Source organism: Pseudomonas sp. P5_B2 (assembly GCF_056400445.1).
The window spans coordinates 1-3,051 of record NZ_JBFULH010000491.1; the positions used below are offsets into that span (position 1 = coordinate 1).

General features: G+C 60.4%; 3 protein-coding genes. All 3 read left to right on the forward strand.

All coding sequences use genetic code 11. The features are described from left to right. Positions 1-592: cysteine dioxygenase family protein (locus AC1DRJ_RS22835; RefSeq protein WP_477804144.1), on the forward strand; the 592-nt coding region annotated here is incomplete at its 5' end. Further along, on the forward strand, positions 589-2,172 hold the full coding sequence (locus AC1DRJ_RS22840; RefSeq protein ID WP_477804145.1) for a rhodanese homology domain-containing protein: 1,584 nt from the start codon (positions 589-591) through the stop codon (positions 2,170-2,172). The genes AC1DRJ_RS22835 and AC1DRJ_RS22840, both read left to right, overlap by 4 nt. 301 nt (positions 2,173-2,473) lie before the next feature. Next, a partial coding sequence (locus AC1DRJ_RS22845; RefSeq protein WP_477804146.1) for an ABC transporter substrate-binding protein occupies positions 2,474-3,051 on the forward strand: 578 nt, incomplete at its 3' end.

A 3,051-nucleotide genomic window follows, 5' to 3' on the forward strand; every position in this document is an offset into this window, starting at 1 on the left:
CCCGGAGAGACTCAGAGCATTCATAGGCGCCCTGGCGGAGCTGATCGACAGCAACCCTCGCGAGGGTGATCTGTTGCATCGTGGCGGCAAACTGCTCAGCCAATTGGTCAGCCATGACGATTGGCTGCCTGAGGATTTTGCCCGCCCAGACCCGGAGCGCTATCAGCAATACCTGCTGCATGCCGATTCTCGGCAGCGTTTCAGTATCGTCAGTTTTGTCTGGGGGCCGGGGCAAAGCACCCCGGTCCATGACCATCGGGTGTGGGGGCTGATCGGTATGTTGCGAGGTGCGGAGTACTCACAGGGTTTCCAGCGCCAAACCGACGGTTCCGTGATCGCCGACAGTGAGCGGGTGCACTTGCGACCGGGCCAGGTTGAGGCCGTGTCGCCCAAAATCGGTGATATTCATCAAGTCAGCAACGCCTTTGACGATCAGGTCTCGATCAGCATTCATGTCTATGGCGCCAACATCGGTGCCGTGCGCCGCGCGGTGTATCAGCCAGACGGCAGCGAGAAGCTGTTCATTTCCGGTTATTCCAACGCCTTTCTCCCCAATATCTGGGATTTGTCCAAAGAGAACCAAGCCCTATGAGCACCCTTCCGACCCGCTCTTTCGCCGAGATTCGCCAGGCCCTGCTGAACCGTGAAGAACTGGCGCTGCTGGATGTGCGAGAAGAAGCACCCTTTGCCGAATCGCATCCGCTGTTCGCCGCTAACATTCCATTGTCGAAACTCGAACTGGAGGTGTTCTCGCGAATTCCCCGGCGCGATACCCACGTAACGGTCTATGACAATGGCGAAGGCCTGGCGAGCATCGCCGCTCAGCGACTGCAGGATCTTGGCTACATCAATGTCAGCCTGCTCGAAGGGGGCCTGGAGGGTTGGCGCCGCGCCGGTGGCGAATTGTTCATCGACGTCAACGTGCCGAGCAAAGCGTTTGGCGAACTGGTCGAAAGCCAGCGCCATACGCCGTCATTGGCGGCCGAAGAAGTTCAGGCCCTGCTCGATAACGAGGCCGATGTGGTGGTGCTCGACGCCCGGCGATTCGATGAATACCAGACCATGAGCATTCCCACCGGCATCAGCGTACCGGGGGCGGAATTGGTACTGCGCGCCCGGGAGTTGGCACCGGACCCGGCCACGCGCATCATCGTCAATTGTGCCGGTCGCACCCGCAGCATCATCGGCACGCAATCGTTGATCAATTCCGGCATCGCCAACCCCGTTTCTGCCTTGCGCAACGGCACCATCGGCTGGACCCTCGCCGGGCAAAAACTGCAGCACGGCCAGTCGCGCCGATTCCTTCCGACCAGTGAAGAGCACCGGCAAATCGCCGCCCTTGATGCCCGTCGCGTCGCCGATAAAGCCCGGGTGGGCCGAGCAAAAATTGCCGACCTGAACCGCTGGCAACAGGAACCCACCCGCAGCACTTACCTGTTCGACGTGCGCACCCCGGAGGAATTCGAAGCCGGGCACCTGCCAACCGCCCGCTCGATCCCCGGCGGGCAACTGGTGCAGGAAACCGACCACTACGCCAGCGTACGCGGTGCGCGCCTGGTGCTGGTCGACGACGATGGTGTGCGCGCCAACATGTCCGCTTCCTGGCTCGCGCAACTGGGTTGGGAAGTGCATGTGCTGGATGACCTGCAGCCTGCACACTTCAGCGAAAAAGGTGCGTGGCAGGCACCGGTCCCCGCGCCCCGACAAGCCGAAGAAATCAGCCCCGCGACTCTGGCCGAATGGCTGACCCGCGATGACACCGCGGTGCTGGATTTCACCAGCAGCGCCAATTATGTCAAACGCCACATTCCGGATGCCTGGTGGGCGTTGCGCGGGCAACTGCGTGAAGCGCTGGCCAAGGTGCCAACAGCCGAGCGCTATGTGCTGACCTGTGGCAGCAGTCAGTTGGCGCGACTGGCAGTGGCCGAAGTCGAGGTATTGACTGGCAAAGCCRTGTTTCTGCTCAAGGGTGGCACGGCCAGCTGGATCGCCGCGCACCTGCCACTGGAAGAAGGCGAAACCCGCCTGGCGTCTCCGCGCATTGATCGCTACCGCCGCCCTTATGAAGGTACCGATAGCCCGCGCGAAGCGATGCAGGCCTATCTGGATTGGGAGTTCGGACTGGTCGACCAATTGGCTCGCGACGGCACCCACGGATTTTACGTGATCTAGCCATGCGCACCCCGGCGCCTCGGTCAGTGCCGGGGTGCCGCTCTTCTTGAGCATCCCCTCCTCTTCAGACCAAGCCCTCCTCTCGCGCCTGGCGCGTTCTGCCTTGTGCTGTTGATCTTCAGCACAACCTTAAATGCATTTGTTTAATAATCATCAACGCAATAATCAGCTAACTTCATAATTAGCATATAACCATAAAGAATTTCACAGACGTTTCTTATAGATATAACGTCAGCCACAGACCGACCCCTTCTCCAGGCGGAGGTTATTCGAAGCGCAACAACCTGCCTGGAGTTCCCCCATGTCACCCAAATCCCTGTTGTTGAGCCTCTTTTGCACTCTGGGCTTCGCCGCATCCTCCCACGCCGCAGACCTGCAACCGCTGCTGGTGGCCAATCAGAAATCCACGATCAAAGTGCTGTTGGAAGTGTCCGGCGAGCTGAAGAATGTGCCCTACGACATCCAGTTCTCCGAGTTTCCGGCCGCCGCGCCACTGGGCGAGGCGCTGAATGCCGGTGCGGTAGACATCGGCGCTTTGGGCGATGCGCCGTATGTGTTCGCCCTCGGGGCAGGCGCGCCGATCAAGGTAGTCAGCATCATGCATGCCGAGGGTCGCTATACCACGGCCATTCTCGCGCCCAAGGATTCACCGTTGAACGATGCCAGCGACCTTAAAGGCAAGCGGATCGTCACCACCCGTGGCTCCATTGGCCACTTCCTGGCGATCAAGGCCTTGCGCAGTGCTGGCCTGAGCACCCACGACGTGCAGTTCATTTACCTGCTGCCGAGCGAGTCTCGAATCCTGCTGGATAACGGCAGCGCTGACGCCTGGTCGACCTGGGACCCCTACACCACTATTTCCACCACCCAGAGTCAGGC